The organism is Brachybacterium sp. GPGPB12 (assembly GCF_038396325.1).
In the GTDB taxonomy this organism is placed as follows: domain Bacteria; phylum Actinomycetota; class Actinomycetes; order Actinomycetales; family Dermabacteraceae; genus Brachybacterium; species Brachybacterium conglomeratum.
The window spans coordinates 3,668,986-3,689,251 of sequence record NZ_CP149573.1 but is presented as its reverse complement, the minus strand read 5'-3'; the positions used below and the strand labels follow the sequence as shown (position 1 = coordinate 3,689,251).

Annotated in this window: 22 protein-coding genes and 6 pseudogenes; 21 read left to right on the top strand and 7 right to left on the bottom strand. The window is 69.4% G+C overall.

From position 1 onward, the window contains the following. Positions 1 to 13: 13 nt before the first annotated feature. Together WKH84_RS21450 and WKH84_RS21445 are read left to right on the top strand one after the other, a co-directional pair. A pseudogene (locus tag WKH84_RS21450) lies at positions 14 to 136 on the top strand (ATP-binding cassette domain-containing protein); the annotation flags it as partial. 253 nt (positions 137 to 389) lie between these two features. Continuing rightward, positions 390 to 635 carry a hypothetical protein gene (locus WKH84_RS21445; protein ID WP_341855040.1) on the top strand — a complete coding sequence of 82 codons (246 nt, stop codon included), beginning with the start codon at positions 390 to 392 and terminating at the stop codon, positions 633 to 635. A 13-nt stretch (positions 636 to 648) separates the two neighbouring features. Here WKH84_RS21445 and WKH84_RS21440 read toward each other — a convergent pair whose 3' ends face one another. The 3 genes and pseudogenes from WKH84_RS21440 to WKH84_RS21430 all read right to left on the bottom strand — a co-directional run bounded on the left by WKH84_RS21440 (position 649) and on the right by WKH84_RS21430 (position 2,359). Next, positions 649 to 936 carry a hypothetical protein gene (locus WKH84_RS21440; protein ID WP_341855039.1) on the bottom strand — a complete coding sequence of 96 codons (288 nt, stop codon included), beginning with the start codon at positions 934 to 936 and terminating at the stop codon, positions 649 to 651. 93 nt (positions 937 to 1,029) lie between these two features. Next, positions 1,030 to 1,365: a hypothetical protein gene (locus WKH84_RS21435; RefSeq protein ID WP_341855038.1), complete on the bottom strand. Its 336-nt coding sequence runs from the start codon at positions 1,363 to 1,365 to the stop codon at positions 1,030 to 1,032. Between the two features lie 296 nt (positions 1,366 to 1,661). Then, positions 1,662 to 2,359, bottom strand: a pseudogene (locus WKH84_RS21430) (response regulator transcription factor). A gap of 62 nt (positions 2,360 to 2,421) precedes the next feature. Between WKH84_RS21430 and WKH84_RS21425 the strand changes: the two are divergent. From WKH84_RS21425 to WKH84_RS21385, 9 genes and pseudogenes are all read left to right on the top strand, one after another. Beyond that, on the top strand, positions 2,422 to 2,703 hold the full coding sequence (locus WKH84_RS21425; protein ID WP_341855037.1) for a hypothetical protein: 282 nt from the start codon (positions 2,422 to 2,424) through the stop codon (positions 2,701 to 2,703). 195 nt (positions 2,704 to 2,898) lie between these two features. Beyond that, positions 2,899 to 3,684 carry a hypothetical protein gene (locus WKH84_RS21420; protein ID WP_341855036.1) on the top strand — a complete coding sequence of 262 codons (786 nt, stop codon included), beginning with the start codon at positions 2,899 to 2,901 and terminating at the stop codon, positions 3,682 to 3,684. Then, on the top strand, positions 3,675 to 4,238 hold the full coding sequence (locus tag WKH84_RS21415) for an ATP-binding protein (RefSeq protein WP_341855035.1): 564 nt from the start codon (positions 3,675 to 3,677) through the stop codon (positions 4,236 to 4,238). Before WKH84_RS21420 ends, WKH84_RS21415 begins: the two co-directional genes overlap by 10 nt. Positions 4,239 to 4,540: 302 nt before the next feature. Then, a complete protein-coding gene (locus WKH84_RS21410) occupies positions 4,541 to 4,939 on the top strand; it encodes a fatty acid desaturase (RefSeq protein ID WP_341857001.1) in 399 nt (132 codons plus the stop codon). Then, the gene (locus WKH84_RS21405) at positions 4,933 to 5,409 is read left to right on the top strand and encodes an acyl-CoA desaturase (protein WP_341855034.1); all 477 of its coding nucleotides are present in this window, start codon (positions 4,933 to 4,935) and stop codon (positions 5,407 to 5,409) included. The genes WKH84_RS21410 and WKH84_RS21405 overlap by 7 nt, the downstream gene beginning before the upstream one ends. Before the next feature lie 81 nt (positions 5,410 to 5,490). Further along, positions 5,491 to 6,213, top strand: coding sequence for a DUF402 domain-containing protein (locus WKH84_RS21400; RefSeq protein WP_341855033.1), 723 nt, complete (start codon positions 5,491 to 5,493; stop codon positions 6,211 to 6,213). Between the two features lie 34 nt (positions 6,214 to 6,247). Next, positions 6,248 to 8,798 (top strand): annotated as a pseudogene (pepN, locus tag WKH84_RS21395) (aminopeptidase N). 389 nt (positions 8,799 to 9,187) lie between these two features. Then, on the top strand, positions 9,188 to 9,820 hold the full coding sequence (locus WKH84_RS21390) for a mechanosensitive ion channel family protein (protein WP_341855032.1): 633 nt from the start codon (positions 9,188 to 9,190) through the stop codon (positions 9,818 to 9,820). A gap of 34 nt (positions 9,821 to 9,854) precedes the next feature. Further along, positions 9,855 to 10,361: a globin gene (locus tag WKH84_RS21385; RefSeq protein ID WP_341855031.1), complete on the top strand. Its 507-nt coding sequence runs from the start codon at positions 9,855 to 9,857 to the stop codon at positions 10,359 to 10,361. Between the two features lie 62 nt (positions 10,362 to 10,423). On the opposite strand, the gene WKH84_RS21380 is transcribed toward WKH84_RS21385, so the two are convergent. Together WKH84_RS21380 and WKH84_RS21375 are read right to left on the bottom strand one after the other, a co-directional pair. After that, on the bottom strand, positions 10,424 to 11,095 hold the full coding sequence (locus tag WKH84_RS21380; RefSeq protein ID WP_341855030.1) for an SOS response-associated peptidase: 672 nt from the start codon (positions 11,093 to 11,095) through the stop codon (positions 10,424 to 10,426). Between the two features lie 230 nt (positions 11,096 to 11,325). Continuing rightward, positions 11,326 to 12,306 carry a bile acid:sodium symporter gene (locus WKH84_RS21375; RefSeq protein WP_341855029.1) on the bottom strand — a complete coding sequence of 327 codons (981 nt, stop codon included), beginning with the start codon at positions 12,304 to 12,306 and terminating at the stop codon, positions 11,326 to 11,328. Positions 12,307 to 12,452: 146 nt separating this feature from the next. On the opposite strand from WKH84_RS21375, the pseudogene WKH84_RS21370 reads away from it, so the two are divergent. The 10 genes and pseudogenes from WKH84_RS21370 to WKH84_RS21325 all read left to right on the top strand — a co-directional run bounded on the left by WKH84_RS21370 (position 12,453) and on the right by WKH84_RS21325 (position 18,715). Beyond that, a pseudogene (locus WKH84_RS21370) lies at positions 12,453 to 12,811 on the top strand (metalloregulator ArsR/SmtB family transcription factor). 20 nt (positions 12,812 to 12,831) lie between these two features. After that, positions 12,832 to 13,986, top strand: coding sequence for an HAD-IC family P-type ATPase (locus WKH84_RS21365; RefSeq protein ID WP_341855028.1), 1,155 nt, complete (start codon positions 12,832 to 12,834; stop codon positions 13,984 to 13,986). Next, positions 13,986 to 14,369, top strand: coding sequence for an HAD family hydrolase (locus WKH84_RS21360; RefSeq protein WP_341857000.1), 384 nt, complete (start codon positions 13,986 to 13,988; stop codon positions 14,367 to 14,369). Before WKH84_RS21365 ends, WKH84_RS21360 begins: the two co-directional genes overlap by 1 nt. Then, complete coding sequence (locus WKH84_RS21355; protein WP_341855027.1) at positions 14,360 to 14,773, top strand: hypothetical protein; 414 nt, start codon at positions 14,360 to 14,362, stop codon at positions 14,771 to 14,773. Before WKH84_RS21360 ends, WKH84_RS21355 begins: the two co-directional genes overlap by 10 nt. After that, on the top strand, positions 14,770 to 15,417 hold the full coding sequence (locus WKH84_RS21350; RefSeq protein ID WP_341855026.1) for a thioredoxin domain-containing protein: 648 nt from the start codon (positions 14,770 to 14,772) through the stop codon (positions 15,415 to 15,417). The genes WKH84_RS21355 and WKH84_RS21350 overlap by 4 nt, the downstream gene beginning before the upstream one ends. Next, positions 15,398 to 15,544, top strand: coding sequence for a hypothetical protein (locus WKH84_RS21345; RefSeq protein ID WP_341855025.1), 147 nt, complete (start codon positions 15,398 to 15,400; stop codon positions 15,542 to 15,544). The genes WKH84_RS21350 and WKH84_RS21345 overlap by 20 nt, the downstream gene beginning before the upstream one ends. A gap of 41 nt (positions 15,545 to 15,585) precedes the next feature. Further along, positions 15,586 to 16,035, top strand: a complete 450-nt coding sequence (locus WKH84_RS21340) for a vitamin K epoxide reductase family protein (protein ID WP_341855024.1) — start codon at positions 15,586 to 15,588, stop codon at positions 16,033 to 16,035. Positions 16,036 to 16,239: 204 nt separating this feature from the next. Next, entirely contained in the window at positions 16,240 to 16,701 is a 462-nt protein-coding gene (locus WKH84_RS21335) for a TlpA disulfide reductase family protein (RefSeq protein ID WP_341855023.1), read from the top strand. Continuing rightward, a pseudogene (locus WKH84_RS21330) lies at positions 16,698 to 17,541 on the top strand (cytochrome c biogenesis protein CcdA). The gene WKH84_RS21335 and the pseudogene WKH84_RS21330 overlap by 4 nt, the downstream one beginning before the upstream one ends. A 568-nt stretch (positions 17,542 to 18,109) precedes the next feature. Then, on the top strand, positions 18,110 to 18,715 hold the full coding sequence (locus WKH84_RS21325) for an NlpC/P60 family protein (RefSeq protein ID WP_341855022.1): 606 nt from the start codon (positions 18,110 to 18,112) through the stop codon (positions 18,713 to 18,715). Positions 18,716 to 18,810: 95 nt separating this feature from the next. On the opposite strand, the pseudogene WKH84_RS21320 reads toward WKH84_RS21325, so the two are convergent. Both WKH84_RS21320 and WKH84_RS21315 read right to left on the bottom strand, forming a co-directional pair. Beyond that, positions 18,811 to 19,744 (bottom strand): annotated as a pseudogene (locus WKH84_RS21320) (cation diffusion facilitator family transporter). Further along, positions 19,744 to 20,118: a metalloregulator ArsR/SmtB family transcription factor gene (locus WKH84_RS21315; protein ID WP_341855021.1), complete on the bottom strand. Its 375-nt coding sequence runs from the start codon at positions 20,116 to 20,118 to the stop codon at positions 19,744 to 19,746. Before WKH84_RS21315 ends, WKH84_RS21320 begins: the two are co-directional and overlap by 1 nt. Positions 20,119 to 20,266 lie beyond the last annotated feature (148 nt).

Below are 20,266 nucleotides of genomic sequence, written 5' to 3'. Positions count from 1 at the left end.
GACCGTCTCGCTGGTGGGCGCCTCCGGCGCGGGCAAGTCGACCCTCGCCGCGATCATGGCGGGCACCCTCGTCCCGCGCCACGGCCGGGTGCCGCACGGCGGTGCGGATCTCGCGAGCGCGGACCTCGAGGCCGTCCGACGCCATGCCTCGATCGTCTCCCAGGACGTGCACGTCTTCCGCGGCACGCCGCGGGAGGACCTGCGACTGGCCGCCCCCGACGCCTCCGACGAGCTCGCTGCGCGTGGCGCTGGCCAGGGTGGAGGCGCTCGCCTGGGTGGACCGGGCGCCGCAGGGCCTGGACACCGAGGTGGGAGAGAAGGGCGAGCGGCTCACCGCCGAGCAGTCCCAGCGGCTGGCCCTCGCCCGGGTCTCGCTGCAGGATCCGGCCGTGCTGATCCTCGACGAGGCCACGGCCGACGAGGGCTCCTCCGGGGCGCGGGTGCTCGAGCGCGCGGCGCTCGAGGTCGCCCGCGGTCGGACCACGATCATCGTCGCCCACCGCCTCTCGCAGGCGAGGGTCGCCGACCGGATCCTGGTGATGGCCGACGGCGCAGTGGTGGAGGAGGGCACGCACGACGAGCTGGTAGCCCTCGGCGGCGACTACGCCCGTCTCTGGGAGGCATGGTCGGGCTGAGCGGGCTGCGAGGTCAGCGGCGACGCATCCTGAGCACCATGAGCCCTGCGGCTCCGGCGAGCACGCCCACCAGCGTGAGCGACCCGGCACCCGCGAACCGGGCCTGGCGGCCCCAGGAGGCGTCGATCCCCACGGTGGACAACAGGCGGCTGCTCAGTCGCTTCTCCCCGAGCTCGGGCCCGGTCCCCTCCGCCGCGTCCGCCGCCACCTCTCCGCCGATCTCGAGCGTGAACACGACGGTGACAGGGGCGTCCCCGGCAGGCTCCGCACCGTTGGGGCGCTGGAGTCGCTGCGCCGCCACGTAGGGGGTGCCCGGCGACCAGGCCGGGGCGACGGACCGCGCGCTCGGAGCCGCGACTGCCGCGGTCCACCGGAGTCGTCATGCCACCGCCGTTCATCCGATCGGCGGAGTTCGTCGGCCAGGCCCCCACCTGGAAGGTGACCTGCTCCTGGACGGCGTTGGTGACGCCCAGCGCGAGCTGTCCCGCCCCTTCGGGCTGGGAGGTCTCCTCGACCCGCCAGCGGAGCTGTCCCTCCCCACCCCGATCCGCAGGACCCCCACCTCGCCGGGCACCGGCCCCAGGACGTAGGAGCCGGGATCCACCGCGAGCGCCGTCACGTAGGAGCGTCCCAGGGTGAAGGGCTCGTCGTCAGCCGGGGCGACCGGGCGGGCACCGGCGTCCTCGATCTCGTCGGTATCCGCAGGAACAGCTCCTCCCCGTCGCACCATCCCAGCCCGCGGTCCCGGAGGCGGCGCTCGAGGTGGGGGTTCGTCTCCGGTGCAGGGCGGACCGGCGATCATCGCCGAGGCGTGCACACGCTGTCCGCTGGCCCCCGCGCGCGGCCTCACCGCCTGCCGCGCGCCCCGCTCCGCCCGTCGCGCCGCCGGTCGGGAGCACGACAGAGCGCTTCGTCCACGACCCGACCCGTCGGCGGCCTGCGCCGGCGGCCGGCATCGCAGGCGTCGGCACCACTGCCGGTGTCGGCGGCGCTGCGGGCATCACCGCGGCGCCCGCGCCCGACGGCTCACTCCCCGGGCCGCACCAGCCCGGACTCGTACGCCGCGACCACCAGCTGGGTGCGATCCCGCGGCGCCAGCTTGCCCAGGATGCGCGAGACGTGGGTCTTGACGGTCTGCTCGGCCATCACCAGCTCGGCTGCGATCTCCCGGTTCGCGAGTCCGCGCGCCACCAGGCGCAAGACGTCCCGCTCCCGCTCGGTGAGCACCGACAGGTTCGCCTCGAACTCCGCGGCGGGCTCGGGACGGGCCACGAAGTCGGCGATCAGCGCCCGGGTGACGCGCGGCGCCAGCAGGGACTCGCCGTCGGCCACCACCCGCACCGCCTGCACCAGCTCCTGCGGCGTGGAATCCTTGAGCAGGAACCCGCTCGCCCCCGCCCGCGCGCCGCGAACACGTACTCATCCGCATCGAAGGTGGTCAGCATGATGATCCTCGGCGGAGTGCCGGGCCCCTCGAGCGGCGTCCGGGTGGCCTCGAGGCCACCCACCCGCGGCATCCGGATGTCCATGAGCACCACATCCGGTCGCGGCCGGGCCACCACGGCCGTGATGCCCGCACCGTCGGACGCGGTGCCCACCACCGTGATCCCCTCCTGCGCGTCCAGCGGCGCCTCGAAGCCGCCGCGGATCATCGACTGGTCGTCGACGATCAGCACCCGGATGTCGGTACTGTCCGTGGCGGGGACCTCCCCGGGGACGTCCATGGCGGCGCATGCTGGTCGCTCCATGGGCACACGGTATCCCTGCCGACCTGAAGGGAGCGCGGATGTTCCTCATCCCTGACCGCCACGCCCTGCGGCGACTGCGCCACGACCTGGTGCTGGTGATACCCGGCCTACCGCTGACCCTGCTCGCCTCGCTCTCGGCGCCGCCGCTCGTCGTGGCGGCGGCCGCCCTCTCGATCATCTGGGTGGGAGTCTTGCTTCTCCTGCCGGCCCTCACCCTCGCCTCCGCCTGGGCGCGGCTGGACCGCAGGCGGCCGCGCCGGTGGGGCATCGAGGTCACCACCCCCGGTACCACCCCCACGGGGAGGGTGCGAGGGGGATGATGCGCCTGGTCACGGACCCGCGGCGCTGGCTGGACCTGGCCTTCGAGGCGGTGATCGCACTGCCCGTCCGCGTGCTCACCGCGGGGGTGTCGGTCGCATGGGGCGTCGCGGCCGTGGGCGGCTTGACCTGGTGGGCCTGGGGCCGGTTGCTGCCCTCCGGCGATGACGTCTTTGCCCGGCCAGTGGGCGCTCGCGATGATCCTGGGCCTGATGCTCGCCTTGTCCTTCCCCGCGATGGTCCACGCCCTCGCAGTGCTGGACATCGTGGTCACCGCGCCCCTGCTGGGCGGTGCCGTACCCGGCTCCAGCCTGCGCCGCGCCATCCCTCCCGCACGGTCCGCGCAGGCCGACGCCCGGTCGCGCGAGAGCGCCTGGACCCCGATGACGATCGCCTTCGCCGCCTTCGTGCTGGCGGTGGTCGCCTGGCCGGTGACCACCGCGCTCTACGATGTCCCTCCCGGGCCGGCGTTCATCGTGGCGGTCGCGGCCGCCATCGCCCCGCCGCTGGCGGTGCGCTGGCCATGGGCCGGGCTGTCGCTGTCGGTGGTGGCGGTCGCCGCGATGATGCTGGTGACCATCCCGGCGCAGGCGTCCGCGCCCTGGCCGTGGCCGGTGACCTCGCTGCTCGCGCATTGCCTGGCCCTGCTGGTGCTGGCGGTCTTTGCACCGGTGGTACTGGAGCGTCTCCGCCTGGTCGGCCGGCGCGATCCTCACTCTGGTCGCCCAGCCGCTCAGCGGTGCCTCGGATCTGCCCGGCGGGGCCCTGCGCGAGATGATGACCAACGGGGTGGAGCTTCTCGCGGTCAGCGGCGGGGTGGTGGCCGCTGGGCACCACGGTGCGGCAGTGGTCGCTGGTCAGCTCCCAGGTCGAGCGGGCGGAATCGCTCAGCGCCTTGGAGGTGCGCCGCCGGTACGAGCTCGCGGAGCGGGGCCGGATCGCGCGCGAGCCGCACGACGTGGTCGCCCACTCGATGTCTGTGATCACCGTCCAGGCCGGCACCGCGAAGTTCCGCCTGGCGGGAATTGCCCCGGCCACCGCGCAGGAGTTCGAGGACATCGCCGCGTCCTCGCGCCAGGCCCTCGGGGAGATGCGCTCGCTGCTGGCGATCCTGCGCACCGACGAGGACCTGCAGGAGCCGCCGATGCCGGGGCTGGAGAACCTCGAGGACCTGCTGCGCTCCACCCGGGCCGCGGGGACGACGATCACGGCCGAGGTCGCGCCGCCGGAGGTGACCCCCACCGTGGGCCTGACCGGGTACCGGGTGGTCCAGGAGGCGCTGAGCAACGCGCCGCGCCACGCCCGCGGGGCTGCGATCGACGTGCGGGTGGTCCCTGCGGACGGCGCCCTGCTGGTCGAGGTGGTCAACGAGCGTCCCGCCGGCCCGCAGGAGCCGATCCCGGGCTCCGGGATGGGACTGTCGGGGATCGGGGAGCGGGTCCGGGCGATCGGCGGCACCGTGGACGCGGGCCCCACGCCCGACGGGGGGTTCGGGGTGATCGCGCGCATCCCGCTGGCCGACCCCCTACTGCGGTAGGGGGTCGAGGTTCGCTCCCGCGGGGGACGCGCCGAGGCGGGTGCGACCACTAGCGTCGAGGACATGACCACGACTGAAGCACAGCACGCCCCGCGCGCGACCCGTGCCCAAGGGCCCCGGGCCGCCGCCCAGACCCGGGACTACTTCCAGCTCTCACAGCGGGTGAAGGACGCAGGACTGATGGGCCGCAACGTAGGCTCGTACATGGTGCGCACCGCCGTGCTCACCCTCGCCCTGGTCAGCGCCTTCGTGCTCGCTGCTGACCCTGGGCGGCACCTGGTGGCGACTGGCCGTGGCGGCGGCTGCTCGGGATCCTGTTCACGCAGTTCGCGTTCCTCGGCCACGACGCCGCGCATCAGCAGATCTTCTCCTCCGGCCGCCGCAACGCCTGGTTCTCCCGCATCATCGGAAACCTCGTGGTGGGACTGGCCATCGCGTGGTGGAACCGCAAGCACAACAAGCACCATGCGAACCCCAACACCATCGGCCGCGACGGCGACATCGCCGGCGGCGTGCTGGTGTTCATCCCCGAGGAGCGGTCCGAGCGCACCGGTTTCATGGGCTGGTTCGCCAAGCGACAGGGCTGGGCGTTCTTCCCGATCCTGACCCTGTTCGGGTTCGTGCCGCATTACGAGGGCATCACCGCGCCGCTGAAGAACGAGAAGGTCAAGCACCGCCGGGTCGAGCGCTGCTGGTGCTGATCCGCGTCATCGGGTTCCCCGTGATCGTCCTGTCCACCCTGGGGCTGGGGATGGGCGCCGCGTTCCTCGCTGTGCAGATGGCGGTCTTCGGCGTCTACATGGGCTCCTCCTTCGCCCCGAACCACAAGGGCATGCCGCTGATCCCCAAGGGCCTCGAGGTCGACTTCCTGCGCCGTCAGGTCCTCACCAGCCGCAACATCAAGGGCGGGTCGCTGATGAACTGGGCGATGGGCGGGCTGGACCTCCAGATAGAGCACCACCTGTTCCCCCGCATGCCCTCGGCGAACCTGCGCAAGGCCAGGCCGATCGTCAAGCAGTTCTGCGCCGAGCGCGGGATCACCTACGTCGAGACAAACCTGCTGACCTCCTACGGAATCATCATCAAGTACCTCAACCGGGTGGGTCTCGGCCAGGCCGATCCCATGGACTGCCCGCTTGCGGCGCAGCCGCGCGGAGCGTCCGTCTCCTGAGCCGGTCGGGTCCGGCGCGCCGCCAGCGAACACGCGGGACAGGCGGTATGGTCGCCCCATACGCCTACCCCTCCACGGGCAGTGCGGCCCCGGCCCGGTGGCCGGTCGGTACGGGGCGTCCGCGGAGGCCGATCCGGCCGGGACCTCCACCATGTCTTCCACCCCGCGCTGGTCGCCCGGCGACCAGGTGACCTGGACCTACTACACCCCGCGCACCCCACCCGCACCGTCCGCCCCGGCACCGTCGTGCTCGACGACGACCGCGGCGTGGTGGTGTGGATCGCCCCCGGCACCGAGGTGCTGCTGCCCGTGCTCGAGTCCGGGGCGGCGCCGCGCCGCGCCGGCGACGAGGGCATGTTCACCGCACCCCGCGTGCAGTCCAAGCGACTCTGGACCGGCAACGGGATCCTCATGATCGGCCTGCCCGACAAGCCCTACTCGATCTGGCTGTTCTACAAGGACGACGGCTCGCTGGGTCGCTACTACGTCAACCTCGAGACCCCCTACGAGCGGACCGGGGAGGGCGTGCGCACCCGCGACCTGGTGCTCGACCTCGTGGTCCTGCCGCGCCGCGACTGGCACTACAAGGACGAGGACGAGCTCGAGGGCGCCGAGCGCACCGGATACTTCAGCCCCGAGGAGGTCGAGGGGATCCGCGCCGCCGGCCGCGACGCCGAGCAACACATCGCCGAGTGGACCTACCCCTTCTCCGCCGGCTACGAGTACTTCTTCCCGGACCCCACCTGGGAGCCGCCGCGGCCGCCCGAGCACTACAGCTGGGACCTGGACCTGACCCGACGCTGAGCGCAGGGGCCGGGCACGGTGGCAGGATGGCCCCATGTCCTCAGAGAACCTCACCCGGGACGAGGCGCGCCGCCGCGCCTCCTTCCTCAGCACCGACGCCTACGAGATCCGGCTGGACCTCACCACCGACGAGCGGACCTTCCGCACGGAGACCACGCCGCGCTTCGACGCCGCGGAGACGCAGGAGACCTTCCTCGACCTGATCGCCGAGGAGGTCCACGAGATCGAGCTCAACGGAGAGCTCCTGCCCGATCCCGCCTCCCGCTTCGACGGCGCCCGCGTCCGCCTGCCCGCCCTCGCCGAGGGCGCGAACACCGTGCGCGTCCTGGCCACCGGTCGGTACATGAACACCGGCGAGGGCCTGCACCGCTTCGTCGACCCCGTCGACGACGAGGTGTACCTCTACACCCAGTTCGAGGTCTCCGACGCCCGGCGCATGTTCGCCTGCTTCGAGCGACCCGACCTCAAGGCGACGTACCAGCTCACCGTCACCGCGCCCGACCACTGGCGCGTCATCTCCAACTCCCCCACACCGGAGCCGACGGTCGCGGGCGAGGGCACGGCGACCTGGGCCTTCTCCCCCACCGAGCGGATCTCCACCTATCTCGTCGCGCTGATCGCCGGCAACTACCAGGGCGGGACCGGCGAGGTCACCGCGCGCGACGGCCGCACGATCCCGATGGGCGTCTTCGCCCGCGCCTCGCTGGCCGAGCACGTCGACGCCCAGAACGTCATCGACGTGACGCGCGCCGGGATCGAGTTCTACGAGCAGGCCTTCGACCAGGACTTCCCGTTCCGCAAGTACGACCAGGTCTTCGTGCCCGAGTACAACATGGGCGCGATGGAGAACCCCGGCGCGATCACCTACGTCGAGTCCTACGTCTTCCGCTCCGACGTCGCCGACGCGGTGCGCGAGCGGCGCGACCTCACCATCCTCCACGAGCTCGCCCACATGTGGTTCGGGGACCTGGTGACCATGCGCTGGTGGGACGACCTGTGGCTGAACGAGTCCTTCGCCGAGTACGCCTCCACCCTCGCCAGCGCCGAGGTGACCCGCTGGGACGACGCCTGGACCACCTTCGCGCTGTCGGAGAAGAGCTGGGCCTACCAGCAGGACCAGCGCGCCCTCCACCCACCCGATCGTCGCCGACATGGTCGACCTCGAGGCCGTCGAGACGAACTTCGACGGCATCACCTACGCCAAGGGCGCCTCCGTCTTGCGCCAGCTGGTCGCCTACGTCGGCCGGGAGGAGTTCTTCGCCGGCGTGCGCGCCTACTTCGCGAAGCATGCCTGGGGGAACACCGAGCTGAGCGATCTGCTCACCGAGCTCGAGGCCACCAGCGGCCGCGACCTGACCCGCTGGGCGCAGCTGTGGCTGCAGCGCTCCGGCGTCAACACCCTCGCCCCCGTGATCGAGCACGACGCCGACGGCGCCGTCTCCCGCTTCGCGATCCGGCAGACCGCCCCGGCGGAGCACCCGGTGCTTGCGCCCGCACCGTCTGCAGGTGGGCGGCTTCTCCCTGCAGGACGGGAAGCTGGTGCGCACCGAGACGCTCGAGCTCGACGTCGACGGGGAGCTCACCGAGGTGCCCGAGCTCGCCGGGCGCCGCGCCGACCTCTGGTCGCTCAACGACGGCGACCTGACCTACACGAAGGTGCGCCTGGACGCCGACTCCCTCGCCGTCGCGATGGAGCACCTGCGCGACCTCGAGGACCCGCTGGCTCGCACCCTCCTGTGGTCCGCCGCCTGGGACATGGTGCGCGACGCCGAGCCGCCCAGCCGCCGCTTCCAGCGGCTGGTGCTCGCGAACCTCACCGGGGAGAGCTCCTCCTCCGTGGTCCGCACCCTGCTCCAGCGGCTCGAGTCCGTGGCGGGCCCGTACGCCGCCGCGGAGGAGCGCGCCGGCCGCACCGAGCAGGCGGCCGACGCCGTCTGGGCCCTCGCCCAGGAGGACGAGGCCGGATCCGACACGCGCCTGCAGCCGCTGGAGAGCTTCGCGCGCCTGGCCCGCACCACCGAGCACCGCGGCACCCTCGAGGGGTCGCTCGGCGGAGGCATCGCCCTGCCCGGCCGCGAGATCGACACCGATCTGCGCTGGAAGCTCGTGATCTCCCTGGCCGTGCTCGGCGGGATCGACGCCGCCGGCATCGACGAGCGACTCGCGGCCGACGACACCCAGTCCGGCCGCAAGCACGCCCTCACCGCCCGTGCCGCGCGCCCACCGAGGTCGCCAAGGCCAAGGCGTGGCGCCGCACGGTCGAGAAGGACACGCTGGCCAACGAGTCGGTCACCGCGGTGGTGCAGGGCTTCCGCCGCGTCACCGACGAGACGCTGATCGCCCCGTACCGCCCGCGCTACTTCGAGGAGATCTCCCGGATCTGGGCGGAGCGCTCGAACGAGATCGCGACCCGCCTGGTCTCCGGCTACTTCCCGCACTCCTACGGCGGGCAGGGCGTGCTCGAGGCCGCGGACCAGTGGCTCGCCGACTCCGAGGACGCGCCCTTCGGCCTGCGCCGCATCATCATCGAGGGCCGCGACACCGTCGCCCGCCAGGAGCGGGTGCGCGCCGCGGACGTCGAGTGAGCCGACGGTGACGAGCCTCGCCCTGTCCGGACCATGACGGCCCCGGCGGGGCGAGGATATCGTCGAGGACATGCCTGACGACTTCCCTCCCGACCTCGGCCCCCTGCTCGCGACGCCCTCCACGGACGAGGCGCTGAGCCTCGCCGACCAGCCGCTCCAGTGGCTCGCCACCAGCGGCGTGAAGATCGTCGTGATCCTCGTGGCGGCCACCGTCCTCAGCCTGGTGGCCGGCTGGCTGCTGCGCCGCTTCTTCACCACGATGGTCCAGTCCGGCTCCCGGATCTCGAACGCGGCGAGCACCGTCATCAAGCGCGATCCCCGCTCGCAGAAGGCCGCCCAGGCACGTCGCGAGCAACCGCGCCGAGACCCTCTCGAACGTCGCCCGCAACGTGGCCCGCGCCGTGATCTGGGCGATCGCGTTCATGATGATCCTCTCCGAGATCGGCGTGAACATCGCCCCGGTCATCGCGAGCCTCGGCGTGGTCGGCCTCGCCGCCGGCATCGGCGCGCAGACGATCATCAAGGACGTCGTCGCGGGCATCGTGATGCTCTTCGAGGACATCGTCGCCGTCGGCGACTGGGTGGACCTCGAGTACGCCGAGGGCACCGTCGAGTCGATCAACCTGCGCGCCACCCAGGTGCGCGGCATGGACGGCGTGCTGTGGACGGTGCGCAACGGCGAGATCATCCGCGTGGGCAACTACGCGCGCGGCTTCTCCAACGCCGTGGTCACCCTCGACATCGACGCCGGCGCCGACGATGAGACGGTCACGAGGATCCTCGAGCAGGTCACCGCTGATCTCCGGTCCGACCCGCAGTGGAAGGAGCTGATCCTCGCGCCGGCGGACATCAGCGGCATCCTCGACGTCGACGGCAACCGCTACCAGCGCCGCGTCGTGGTGCAGACCGTCCCCGGCCAGCAGTGGGGCGTCGAGCGGGAGCCGCGGGCACGGATCCGCGCCGGCTTCGCCTCCGCCCACGTCGCCTTCGCCCTGCCCCGCTTCGTCGAAGCGGGCAAGTGACCCCCGCCCGCCCCTGAACAGACGGAGCACGACCATGACCACTCCCGCAGGCCGCTCGCCCGAGCAGCAGAGCTTCTACGACGCCGTCGGCGGCGCGCCGACCTTCGCCCGGCTCGTCGAGCGGTTCTACGAGGGCGTCGCCGAGGACCCGCTGCTGCGCCCGATGTACCCCGAGGAGGACCTCACCGGGGCGAAGCACCGCCTGGAGACCTTCCTCGCCCAGTACTGGGGCGGGCCGAAGACCTACGGCGCCGAGCGCGGCCATCCGCGGTCGCGGATCCGCCACGCCCCCTTCCCCGTCTCGCCCTCGGCGCGGGACGCCTGGCCGCGCCACATGCGCGTGGCCCTGGACGAGCTGGAACTCGCGCCGCTGCACGAGCAGACGCTGTGGGACTACCTCGAGCGGGCCGCCCACTCGATGCTCAACACCGTCGATGGCGGCGAGGCGCCCGCGGCCGGGCAAGCAGGTCCCCGACCGGCTCGCCTGAGAACGGTCGATGGTTTGCTTTCCCCCCGGCGGGCGGAGCGGGATAGGGAGTGAAGGGCTGGGGGCTCACGGGGTTCAGTGTGCGCTCGGGGCCGGACAGCCAGGCGCCGGTGGGCTCAGTCGGCGTCGACCGGTGCGATGAGCGAGGGGTCCGTGCGGTCGAGGGTGCGGACGTTGTTGACCTGGCGGTCCACCGGCACGGTCACCAGCTCGGCGGCCATGGTGGTGGAGACCTGGTCGAGCCGCGCGAGCAGGGGATCCTTCTGCTCGGGCTCGAGCTTCCCGGGGACGAGCCAGTCGGCGACGGCATCCTCGGTGAGGAAGACGGGCATGCGGTCGTGGACTTCACCGCTGGCGTCCCGCGCCTCGCGCGTGACGATGGTGAAGGTGACGTCCCAGCCGTCGCCGTCCTCGGCCTTGCGAGCGGAGGTGAGGCCGGCGGCGTGCGGCAGAGCGCGCCCGTCGGGGTGGTGGATGAAGTACGGGTCCTTGCCGCCGTCGTCGGCCTCGACCCATTCGTAGTAGCCGGTCATGGGCACGATGGCCCGGCCGCTCGAGAACGGTCCGCGGAACATGCCGTTGGTCGCGATCGTCTCCAGGCGCGCGTTGATCGGGCGAGGCCCCTTGTCCTTCGCCCACGCGGGGTACAGACCCCAGCGCGCCAGCTCGAGACTCCGCTGCACCTCGCCGTCGTCGTCGACGAACTCGCGCACCACCGGCGCCTTGGTACGCGGCGCGATGCTGTAGACCGCCTCCCACTGCGCCGCGCGGTCCTGCCCTGTGGCCACATAGCCGTGCAGCGCCCGATCTCCACTGCCGGGGGACGGTATCGTTCGGTTGAGCATTGTTCTCGCGGCCGACCCTCGCGCGAAGGTGTTCGGATCTCGTGCCGCAGGTGCTCGGTTGGCCAGGGAGTAGGTCTTCCGGATGTCCTGTTGAGGTGTTCGGCGCCGCATGGCAGGCAGGTCTGTCACGAAAGTCCCGGCGGGGACAGAGCGCTCAAGTTCGAGGCAGTCGGTTACGGGACGGCCGTTTCTTTGGTCCCCGGGACGATTGCGGGCACGATTCGGACGAGGATGACCATGGCGATGAGTTCGACCAGGGTCTGGGTGACAACTGCGAGTGGCGCGATCGCAAATGCGTCTGGGAGGGCCAGTGCGAGGGGAAGGACGACCAGGGAGTTGCGGGTGGAGACGGAGAACATCACCGCCCGCGTCGATGGCGTATCCAGCCTCGTGGCTCTTGAGGCAACCGCACCGATGAGAACAGCCCCAACGACGAATCCGGTGTAGAGGGGGAGGAGGCGTGCCAGGGTCCCGATCTGCGAGCCGACCGCAGCGATCTGGGAACCGATCACGGTCGCGAGGGTGATCATCATCAGCGGAACCATGGCCCGCGCCATTGCGCCTTCGATGGCTCGGCCCGACTGGTGACGGCGCGCCAGCGCCTGCACGGCCGTCGCCGCGGCCAGCGGCACCACGATCAGCGAGACGAACGCTTCCACAAACGGGGCCACGTCGATCACGCCGACGACCTCGCGGCCCGCGAAAACGAACAGGTACAGCGGCAACAACGCCAGTTGGAGGAGCATCAGCAAGGGCGCTGCTGCCAGCAGTTTCGCGTGCGCTCCGCCAGCCAGGCCTGTGAAGACGATGACGTAGTCGATGCATGGGGTCAGCGAGACCAGAAGCACGCCGAGCAGGAGCCCTTGGTCGTCCGCGACGAACCGTGATAGCGCCCAGGCCAGCGGCGGCACGATCGCGAAGTTCGCCACGAGCACGGTGCCTAAGAACCTCCGGTCGCGGAATGCCTGGCCGAGTTCGATCAGGGGCACGCTCAGGAACGTGGCGAACAGCAGCAGCATCAACACCGGCTCGATGGAGTGCTCCAACGTCGGCGCGAGCCCTGGCGCGCCCAGTCCAAGTGTGGCGCCGGCCGCGATAGCGGCCAGGTACAGGGTGATCTGGTGGGTGTCCCACCAGGAGACAAGGCGATTCACAGTCGGGAATCTCCTTCGTGGGCGTCACGGGAGGTAGGGACTGATGCACGGTTACGCACCGGCGAAGCAGTGGAGAGGCCGGTGCGGGAACCCTGGCTCCGGCCATGATCTTCCATAGTGGTCAGCGACTACTGTATGGTCAGCCTGTGCTGACTATTGCTTCTCGTTTGGACATCATGAACCGCCTGGGCCGTGCGATGGCAGATCCGACGCGGTCACGAATCTTGCTGACACTCTGGAGGCTCCGAGCTATCCAGCAGTGCTCTCACGCGAGCTTGAGTTGACGCGGTCGAACGTATCGAACCATCTAAGTTGTCTACGGGACTGTGGGATCGTGGTCGCCGAGCCGGAGGGACGGCAGACCCGGTATGAAATCTCCGATCCGCACCTCACCGCGGCCTTGAACGCGCTGGTCGAGGTGACTCTCGCGGTCGATGAGAGTGCCGTGTGCCTCAATCCTGCTTGCCCGGTCCCGGGCCGCTGCGATGCGGGGGCTCTCGCGTGAGCGCGGTGACGGATCCGCAGGTGAACAGCGTCGACGTCGACGATCACGACGACGGTGACGGGCCCTGGTGGAAGGACCGCGAGGTGCTCCTTCCCGTGCTCTCCGGGATCGCGTTTCTTACTGGCCTCCTTTGTGAGTGGTCCGGCGCGGAGATACCCGCCCTTGCGTTTTTCTGGAGTGGCCTGCTTCTAGGCGCCTCAACGTTCACGCCCGGCGCGATCCGGGCACTGCTCAAGGGCAGGCTCGGCATCAGTCTGCTGATGACGATCAGCGCGGTCGGTGCGGTGATCCTGGGCTACGTCGAGGAAGCCGCGGCACTGGCGTTCCTCTACTCGATCGCCGAAGCGCTGGAGGATAAGGCGATGGACCGGGCCCGTGGCGGGTCATGGGCCCTGTTGAAGCTGGTCCCCGACACCGCGTCCGTCTCCATCGACGGTGCGTGGACTTCGATCGCCGCACGGGAGCTGACAGCGGGTCAGGTGATGCTGGTGCGCGCCGGTGAGCGGATCGCGACCGACGGGATTGTGCGCTCAGGGCACAGCAGTCTGGACACTTCCGCGATCACCGGGGAGTCGATTCCCGTCGAGGTCGAACCTGGCGATGCGGTTTCGGCAGGGGCGATCAACAACGCCGGAGCTCTCGAGGTCGAGGCGACCGCAGCGGGGACGGACAACTCGCTGACCACTATCGTGGAGCTGGTCGAGCAGGCCCAAGCCGAAAAGGGCGACCGCGCCCGTCTCGCCGACCGCATCGCCCGCCCTTTGGTTCCTGGAGTGCTGATTCTCGCGACCTTGGTCGCGCTGATCGGATCGATACTCGGCGATCCGGAGTTGTGGATCACCCGCGCACTGGTGGTACTGGTCGCCGCGTCGCCGTGCGCGCTAGCGATCTCCGTGCCGATCACCGTGGTCGCGGCGATCGGCTCGGCCAGCAAGTTCGGGGTGGTCATCAAGTCCGGTGCGATCTTCGAACGCTTCGGCGGTATCCGCCACGTCGCTCTCGATAAGACAGGCACCCTGACTCGTAATGAGCCGACCGTCGCCGCCGTCCTCACTGCCGACGCCGTCGAAAGCGAGGTAGTGGCCTGGGCGGCCGCGCTCGAGCGAAGACAGTACCCACCCGCTGGCGCCGCGATCACCGCCGCGCACCCGAAGCACCGAAGGCGACCGAAGTGATGGAGCTGGCTGGTCAGGGAATCCAGGGAGTCGTGGGCGGAGCCGTGATCACGGTTGGAAGCCCGCGCTGGCTGGCATCGGGTGCCCTCGCGGAGCGAGTAGAGGAACTTGAGACTCAGGGCATGACCGTGGTCATCGTGCACCACGAGCATGAGCCGGTCGGGGCGATCGGAGTGCGCGATGAGCTACGGCCGGAAGTTCCCGAGGTGATCCGCACTCTCAGCGGACGAGGCATCGGGATCACCATGCTCACCGGAGACAACCTGCGCACCGCGCAAGCCCTCGCAACCCAGGCCGGGATCAGCGACGTCCGGGCCGCGCGCGCCCCGAGGATAAAGCCGCCGCGATCAGCGAGCTCTCCCGCACTGCTCCGGTGGCGATGATTGGTGACGGCATCAACGACGCCCCAGCACTGGCCGCCGCGGACATCGGGATAGCGATGGGTGCCACCGGTTCGGATGCGACCATTGAGTCGGCCGACATTGCATTCACCGGGCACGACCTGCGCCTCCTCCCGGCCGCCTTCGACCATGCACGTCGTGGACGGCGCATCATCACCCAGAACATTGCCCTGTCGCTGTTGATCATCGTCGTGCTCCTCCCCCTCGCACTGAGTGGAGTCCTCGGTCTCGCTGCGGTCGTCCTAGTCCATGAGGTCGCCGAGGTGGCCGTCATTGCCAACGGAATGCGCGCCGCCCGGACACGCGGACACGCCGCCGCGCAGGAGTCATCCAGCCTCGTCAGAGACGATCTGCGAAAGCCGACGACCACAGGAGGACCCGCATGAGCAGGAGTGTCAAGCTCACATTGGGACTGATTGCCGTGGCCGGCCTGGTCTTCGCGGGGTTCGTGATCTTTCTCGACCCCAAGGAAGACCAGACGGCATCCTCAGAGGCCACGGGAACCGCGACGGGTCAGCTCGTTCGAGAGGACAGCCCGCGGCTTTCGGAAGGTGGCGAGGCCGTCTTCGTGGAGTACCTTGACTTCGAATGTGAAGCCTGTCTATCCCTGTATCCCGCGGTCGAAGAGATTCGTGCCGAATACGGCGACCGGGTGACCTTCGTGGTCCGTTACCTGCCCTTGCACGGCAACTCCGTCGAGGCCGCGCAGGCGGCCGAAGCGGCTCGCGAGCAAGGCGAGTTCGAAGCCATGTACAAGACGCTGTTCGACAACGCGGAGGAATGGAGTCATCAGGAGACGTCCCAGCGGGAGGCGTTCTTCGGGTATGCCGAGGAGCTCGGCCTCGATATGGAGCGCTTCGAACAGGTCTACGACGATCCGGCCACCCTCGCGCGCATCGAGCAGAGTGCGACCGACGCCGAGGCGCTCGGAGTCACCAGCACCCCCACCTTCTTCGTCGACGGGGAGCGCCTGGAGCCCACCCGCGTCGAGGACCTCACGGATCCTCTCGATGCCGCACTCGACGGCTGACGGCCCGGCCGCCGGGCCGCCTCGGGAGTCGAGGGCGCCACGCGGCCTGGGGATGCTCTTCGCCGTCACCGGGGCTATCGGCCTGGTCATGGCCGTCGTCGCTCGCTGGTCGAGAAGATCGCTCTGATCGAGGACCCCAGCTACGTCCCCTCGTGCAGTCTCAATCCGGTGCTCTCCTGCGGCTCCGTGATGGACACCCCGCAGGCCTCAGCCTTCGGCATCCCGAATCCGATCCTCGGCATCGCCGGCTTCGCGGCCGTTCTCTCCCTCGGATTCGCGTTCCTCGCCGGTGCGCGCGTGGCGCGGTGGATGAGTGCGCTCATCCAGGCGGGCGTAACCTTCGCGGTGCTCTTCGTGCAGTGGCTGATCGGGCAGATCCTGTACGAGATCGGGGCACTGTGCCCCTACTGCGTGGTCGTGTGGGCAGTGACGATCCCGTTATTCTGGTTCACCACGATCCACCATCTCCGCGCGCTCGCAGACAGCTCCACCTCGGCCAGTCGGCGGGCGCTCCGCCTCGTGATCGAATTCCGCGTCCCGGTGCTCGTGGCCTGGTACCTGGTGATCCTGACACTCATCGCCGTGAGGTTCTGGGACTACTGGTCCACGCTGTTCTAGGCCCGGACGAGCTCACGTCCTGCCCCTCCACCCGACCCCCGCAATCACCCTGAAGGAGCGAGCACATGCGCGCCCACTCCCGGCGACGGATCCTGTACGCCACCGGCCTCTTCGCCACCACCGGCTTGGTCACTGCCTGCGGCGGCGACTGACACCGGCGATCGCTACGACTCCGAGGACGCCGGATACGTCTCCGGCAACGGCGTGACCACAGAGATCGCTCCCGCCGATCGCACAGAACCCGTCGAGTTCACCGGGACCAGCTACGACGGCGAACGATTCGACTCCAGAGACCACTGGGGATCGGTGCTGGTGGTCAACGTCTGGTACGCCTCCTGCCCGCCATGCCGGGTGGAGGCCCCGGATCTTCAGGCCATCCACGAGGAGTACGCCGACCAGGGCGTCTCGTTCATCGGGATAAACGTCCGTGACTCGGCAGGGCCCGCCGCGGCCTTCGAGGAGACCTACGGCATCACCTACCCGTCGCTGCCGGACTCTGACGCAGAGATCATGTACCAGCCGCGCGGCCAAGTCGCACCCAACGCAGTCCCCACCACTCTCGTCCTTGACCATGACGGCCGAGTCGCAGGTCGGATCTCTGGAGCGATCGACCCCTCCATCCTGAGATCGATGCTCGACGCCGTCCTCGCCGAAGGAGCCGCGTGAGCACCAACGGACTCGCGGAGACCTTCCAGTCGATCGCCCTGTCCGGGTCCCTTCTGCTGGCCATCACCGTCGCCGCCATCGCGGGCCTGATCGCGTTCCTCTCACCGTGCGTCTCGCCCATCGTGCCGGGCTACCTCGGTTACGTCTCCGGGCTCGCCGGACAAGGACTGAAGACCACCAAGCCACCCCGGCAAACGCCTGAGAATTCTGGGAAGGCGCAACGACCGACGACCCTTTTCCGTGCCGGAACTGGGAGAATGCTGGGCGGCGGCTTGCTGTTCGTCGCGGGCTTCGCGGTGGTATTCATGGCGCTGGGCGGGTTCGCCGGCGCGATGGGATATCTCCTTCAGGCGCACGCAGTATGGATCAATCGGGTGGCGGGCATCGTCGTCATGTTCATGGGACTCATTTTCATGGGTGTGTTCCCTCGATTGACGGGAAATCTCCAGGTGTCCAGGAAACGTCCTGATGCTGGCCTTCTGGGAGCCCCATTGATGGGCTTCGTCTTCGGGCTGAGCTGGACCCCATGTATCGGCCCTACCTACGCCGCGATCATCGCGCTCTCCCTCGATGCCGGCGCCGACGGAGGCTCAGCGGCTCGGGGCGCGACCCTGGCGCTCGCGTACTCGCTCGGACTGGGTGTTCCCTTCGTTCTCAGCGCCCTGCTGCTCGACAGAGCAATGGGTGTGAGCAGGGCACTTGCACGCCATCGCCGCCTCATCGGAGTCCTATCCGGGGTGCTTGCTCATGGCGATCGGCCTGCTGCTGCTCACGGGGGTGTGGGCCTCATGGATGGATCAGCTGCAAGGCTCCATCGCCACGTTCCAGCCCGTCGTGTGAGCCTCACGAAGGCATTCTCTCCTGCCGATCTCTCGCCGGTGACCGACATGGGGTACGTCCACCTCGACTGCGACTCGTGACGTCTACCCCATTGCGGCATCGGGGTTTGGTAAAGAGACGGTGTGGCCCCGGGGCCCATGTGGCGAGAGTGTTCAAGAGAAGGCGAAATCGTCGGTCGGGGTCGCACATGACGCTATTGCGAGGGTGTTTCGGTCGGTACGTTGGTTCCACCGGTGACGAGGTATGAGAGTTTCTTCGCGATGCTTGCCCAGCTGTCGACGTTGCCGCGACCAAATGCCAGACGACCCCGTGGATACATGCGGGGATATTCACGGAGTACATTCATGGCCACGAGCAATTCCCATCGCGCGGCCGGCCGCGCAGTCACCCCCTCCGCCACAGCGGACGCGCCCTGCGCGGCACCGGAGGCGCCGCCGTCCTCGGCACCGTCCTGCTCGGGTCCGCCTTCGCTGGTGGGGCCGCACAGGCGACGCCCGCGACTCCGGCCGCCGTGCCGTCCGCGGTCACGCAGGCCGCCGCGCCCGTTGCTCCGGCGCCGGCGCAGGTCTTGCCGCACTCTTCCGAGAAGCTTCGCTGGGGATCCCAGGGTGCCTCGGTCGAGCGACTCCAGTCCGCGCTGAACGATGAGGGTTCCTCACTCGCCGTCGACGGGAAGTTCGGCCCGCGTACCCATGGCGCGGTGAAGGACTACCAGCAGGCCAACGGCCTGCAGGTCGATGGCGTGGTGGGCCCCGAGACGCGCGGCTCCCTGAACGGTTCGGCCCCCGGTGTCGGCGGTGGTGGTGCGTCGGTTCCTGCGCCCGCATCCTCCTCGAGCGGCACCGGGCAGGCGATCGTCGACGCCGCACGGACCCAGATGGGTGCCGCCTACTCCTGGGGCTCGAGCAACCCGGGCGTGAGCTTCGACTGCTCCGGCCTGACCCAGTACGCCTACAAGCAGGTCGGCATCGACCTTCCGCGCACCTCCGGCCAGCAGGTCGACGCCGGCACCCAGATCTCCAAGTCCGAGGCGCGGCCCGGCGATCTTGTCGTGTGGCCCGGCCACATGGGCATCTACGCCGGCGGCGACAAGGTCGTCGATGCAGGACGCTCTCCCGGCGCGGTCACGGAGCGCACCATCTGGGGCAATCCCACCTTCGTCTCCTTCCGCTGAGCCCAGCGACCACTCGCGGCGCGCACCCCACCATCGAGGGGTGCGTGCCGTCTTTGCTCTCGCCTGCGGTCAGGAGGCGATCGGATCCGTGGGTGCTAAGTGTGCAAGGGACGTTCGGATTCACCTCGATGCACGGACGGGCTCTCCAGTTGGATCGTGGCGTGCTCGAACGCTATCGGGAAGTGCGTCCTGACGCAGACATGGACCTCTTCGAGGATCCGCAGTGCATGGGCCGATTCGAAGCACTCCTCCCCGACGACGACGTGCGCAGAGAAGATCGGCAGATTGCTCCCGATCGCTGAGGCGTGCAGGTCGTGGACGTCCTGGACGTGGTCGAGCGCGAGGATGTGCTCACGCACCTGATCGAGATCCACACCCTTCGGGGTGTACTCCATGAGGATCCGGAGCGTCTCGGCCATGATGCGGAACGCCCGAGGCACGATCAACGCGGCGATGAACAAACCGGCCAGCGCATCAGCCTGCTGGAATCCGGTCAGCTGAATCACGATCGCGGCAGTGATCACGCCGAGCGAACCGAGAGCGTCATTGAGGACCTCGAGGAACGCGGCACGCATGTTGAGGCTCGAATCCTTGCCTCCGGCCAGGATGAGGATCGCGGCGATGTTCGCGACCAGCCCGATCACACCGAAGATGAGCAGACTCACCCGAGGGGACGTCCGGGGGGTCCGTCAGTCGCGAAATGCCCTCGACGGCGGTGTAGGTGCCGACCACGATCAGGAGCGTGGCCTGGGCCAAGGCCGCCAGTACCTCGATGCGAGCGAATCCCCAGGTCTTACTGCTGCTGGCCGGGCGCAACATCATGGTCGCCGCAATCAACGCGACCAGCAGACCGGAGGCGTCGACAAGGGCATGCGCCGTGTCCGTGAGCAGAGCAAGACTGCCGGTGACGACGCTCCCGATCGCTTGCGCGAGCACGATGACGGAGGTGATGGCGAAGGCGATGGCGAGTCGCGTCCGGGCCGTGCTCGATCCGCTACCGCCGTGCGAATGGTCGTGTCCTGAGCTCATCAAAGGCCCCCGTCCTTGAGGTTCTCGTGATCGCGGTGGTTCTTCAGGGACAGGGTGGTCCCGGAGGTGTCGAGCAGGTCGTCAGCCGCCTCGAGTAGGTCGCTCAGTCGGGGCAGATCGGTGAGAGCGAACCACGATGCGCGGCCTTCAGTGCGCGCGGTGACCAGACCACAGTCGCGCAGGCACGAGAGATGCTTGCTGACGGTCGACTGGGCAAGGTGCATGTGTTCGACAAGGTCGCGAACTCGATGCTCACCGGTCGAGAGGTGCTGGAGGAGAGCCAAGCGTGTGGGTTCGGCGAGAGCATGGAAGAGCGCGGCATGACTGTCTGCCACCTCGAACTGCGGCTCGGCCGGGATCGCATCAATCGTCATATGGCGATGATATCGTCGTGTGGGGTTCTGTAAAGGGGTGGGACTGGACGAGTCGATCCTGGGAGATGAACGAAGGGGTCGCTGGTGGCACGTCGCTACACTCGATGCGCCCCGGTCATGGGGACAAACCGGCCCGCACGAGGGGTCA